Source organism: Mycobacterium sp., assembly GCF_036488105.1.
In the GTDB taxonomy this organism is placed as follows: Bacteria; Actinomycetota; Actinomycetes; order Mycobacteriales; family Mycobacteriaceae; genus Mycobacterium.
Genome location: NZ_DASXHW010000384.1, coordinates 1 through 3,099, shown reverse-complemented (window position 1 = coordinate 3,099; position 3,099 = coordinate 1). Strand labels below are relative to the sequence as shown.

Below are 3,099 nucleotides of genomic sequence, written 5' to 3'. Positions count from 1 at the left end.
GCCTCGGCGTCGGTGAGCTTGAACGAGACCGGCACGCGGCGGCCGTCAGGCGTCCGCGGTCGCGCCATCATCAGCGGGAAGCAGGGCGCGGTCGAGGCGCTCGGCGTAGTCGGGGGCGAGGAGGTCGAAGGCGGAAAGCTCGTGGCCGAACGTGAAGCCGTCCCACTTCGCGGGGTCGAGCCGCAGTCCGCCGGACTTGGCGCGGAGCGCGTCCATGGCGATACGCCACTGCGCGGCGGACGGCAGTTCGCCCCACAGCTCGTCACGGGCCTCGGAGTGGTAGTCCTCGCGCTCTTCCTCGCTGAGCTTCGCCCACTCGTCGGCTGACCACCACGACGGCCTGAGGTCGGTTCCGGGCGGCGGTTCCCACCCGGCCTCGTAGCGGTTCGGGAAGCCGTCAGTCACCGAGTAGGAGAGGACGACCGGCTCGTCGTCGCGCTCGCGGAGGAACCGCGCTACGCCTTCCCAGTCCTCGCTGCGGTTCGGGTAGCCGGTGTTCTGGCGGAGCACGCCGGACTCAAGCCCCTCGTCGATGATGCCCGCGAGCCATGCGCGGTCGGTGCCCTCGCACCAGCCGTGGATCTCGCACTGCCCGTGGATGCGCGCCGCGAGCTTCAGCGGGTTGCCGCCGGCGCGCAGCGCGGTGTTCAGTTCCAGCGTGAACATGGACAGCGGCCGGCCTTTCCAGGCGAAGGCGCTGTTCATCCCGACAGTAATCGCGGTCTCCACTGACGTCACCCACCGGCTGTAGGCGGCGAAGTCGCGCGGCTCGGGACGGGCGAGGTAGGAACCCTCGCCGCTCACGTCGATGAACTCGGCGATGCGCTCGCCGTTGTGCCGAACGTTCAGCAGGCCGAGCGTGACGCGGTTGCACAGGCCGCTGAGGTGGGCACGTTCGCCGCCCCAAAGCTCAGCCTCGCCCGACGGGGAGTGGAAGTAGACACGGCTCATGACGGTGAGTATATCAGAATTCCGGAATTCCGTAACCCTTACCGCCAGGTGCGCACGTTCCCCCGCTGCGGCCTGTCCGCCTCATCGCTAGGCGAAAACCCGTCCAAGTCCCACGGCGCGTCCTCCGGGGCCTCCTGCCGCCCTCCGGGGGCACCGGGAACCTGCCTCCGTTTCCGCATCGCCGCCTCCGGTGACTGGCCCATGGCGTCAAGCTCAGCAGCCCCGGCCCACTTGCGGACACCGGGCGAACCGGGAGGACCGAACGAGGCGTTCAGGAACGGGGTCAGCGACCAGACGAGGCTGTCCAGCTTGTCCGGTGACCGCTCGCCCTGCGCCCCCGTGAACGTCGCAAGCTGGTCCTCCAGGTCGACCATGCCCTTGCGGTCGGAGTGCCATACCATCTCGCCCGTCGCCCGGTCCGCCGCCTGGTACTTCTCCACCTGGTAGCAGTGGCGCACCAGGTCACGCTCGTACATGGCGCTCACAGGCTCAGCGCGGGTCCGCTTGGCCTGCGATGCGTGGATGGTCTCCACCCGCGGCATGTGGCCGCCCGGTATCTTCCCGGCCGCGTCCAGGTCTTTCATCACCTGGTGGAACGTGGTGGTCAGCCACGCGCCGCCGTGGTTCTTCTCCACGATGATCCGCGCGTTCCACTCGACGGCCTTCAGGATGACCTTGCGGGCGAACGCCGCCGGGGCCATCTGGCCGCCCCAGTTCTCGGCCACGTAAAGGTGACGGTCATCGGGAGAGCCCTTGCCTGCGACCGTGTACGCCTGCTCGTCGCTGTCTTCGTTGCCGTCCGACGGGTCGACGCCGATGACCGCGTTGAACAGGTACGGGATGCCGCCCTCGGCACCCACCGCGGGGACCTGGATGCGCTCGAGAAGACTGCGCGTCCACAGCGCGTTCTCCACGTCGTCGAGGAGCTCGCCCTCAAGCTCCTGGCGCTCGAGCCGGGTGCCCTTCGCCGCGCCGATCACGGAGTCGTAGAACGCCTCTGAGAGGTTCGCGGCGTTGTCGATCGTCCGCAGGCGCCGGACAACGACGCCCGGCTCCTCGCCGCGCAGGAACCGCCGGATCAGAGCACGGGCGGGACGGGACACTTTCGGCGTGCCGTCGCAGATGATCTTGGCGTCGCCCTTACGGACCGCGAACTTGATCGACTCGTCCCATGCCGTGGCCCACCGGGTCCACAGGCCTATCTCGCCGCACCACGCCCCGCGCAGGTTCTTGCCCTGAACCCGGATCGCCCCGTCGTCAGCGGAGTCAACGAAGATCACGTGGGCGCCGTACGCGTCCCGCAGGCCGATCTCCCCGTAAGACCTGTGCGCGTACGCGACGACCTTCGACTTGCCCTGCTTCACCTCACCCGGGGTCGTGCCGAGCGCCCGGAGCAAACCGGACTCGCCTTCCACTTGGACCGTCCACGCGTCGCGGTACGTCGGGCCGATCACCCCGAACTGGCCTTCCGGCTCCTGGTCCTCGTTGATGATGTCGGCGAACCCCTCCGCCCCGGAGCGCGTCTTGCCGCTGCCACGGCCGCCCTGGAAGTACAGAACGCGGAACGCGGTATCCGGGAGCCGCTGGTCCGGGCGGGCGATCCGGTGCCACTCCGCACGGGGATCAGCCGGGGCCTCGTCCATCCGCCTGCCGAATACGCCGAGGGCGAGGAGGTCGGCCTGGTCCGGCACGTGCAGAACTGTCATGCGCGGCGCCTAGGCGACGACACGGAGGTTCTTGCGGAACTCCTCCCGTGCCCGCTGCCGGCCGTCGCGGTCCGCTCCCGAAGCCTTCAGCGCGGCGTCAAGTGCCCGCTCGAGCATGTCGGCGGTCTGCTGGCGGATCCCCGCCAGGCGCTCCTCGATGTTCAATTTCGCCATCGCCGTCAGCGTCGCCACGCAGCGGTCGAGGGCGCGTTCCCACAGGGCGATCTCGGCGCGGAGCTGCTCGCCGCCGTTCTGGTTCTCGTACCGCATGCTGCTGAGCTCGTTGACCTTCTCCGCCATGGCGTCTTTCCAGGCGACAGCCTGCCCTGCGAGGCGGGCGAGCTCAGTCAGCGGGTCGGTGACCGGCGCTACGTCAAGGCGGGCGAGCTCGCGCGCGGCCTGCTGTGTGATCTCCTGCTCGCGGGCTGCCTTGGTCCCGCTC

3 protein-coding genes are annotated in these 3,099 nt (G+C 69.3%); all 3 read right to left on the bottom strand.

Annotated features, from left to right (window positions below; all coding sequences use genetic code 11):
* Positions 1 to 45: 45 nt before the first annotated feature.
* Entirely contained in the window at positions 46 to 951 is a 906-nt protein-coding gene (locus VGH54_RS20260) for a hypothetical protein (RefSeq protein ID WP_331513871.1), read from the bottom strand.
* 38 nt (positions 952 to 989) lie between these two features.
* Positions 990 to 2,657, bottom strand: coding sequence for a terminase large subunit domain-containing protein (locus tag VGH54_RS20255; protein WP_331513870.1), 1,668 nt, complete (start codon positions 2,655 to 2,657; stop codon positions 990 to 992).
* 9 nt (positions 2,658 to 2,666) lie between these two features.
* Positions 2,667 to 3,099: hypothetical protein (locus VGH54_RS20250; protein WP_331513869.1), on the bottom strand; the 433-nt coding region annotated here is incomplete at its 5' end.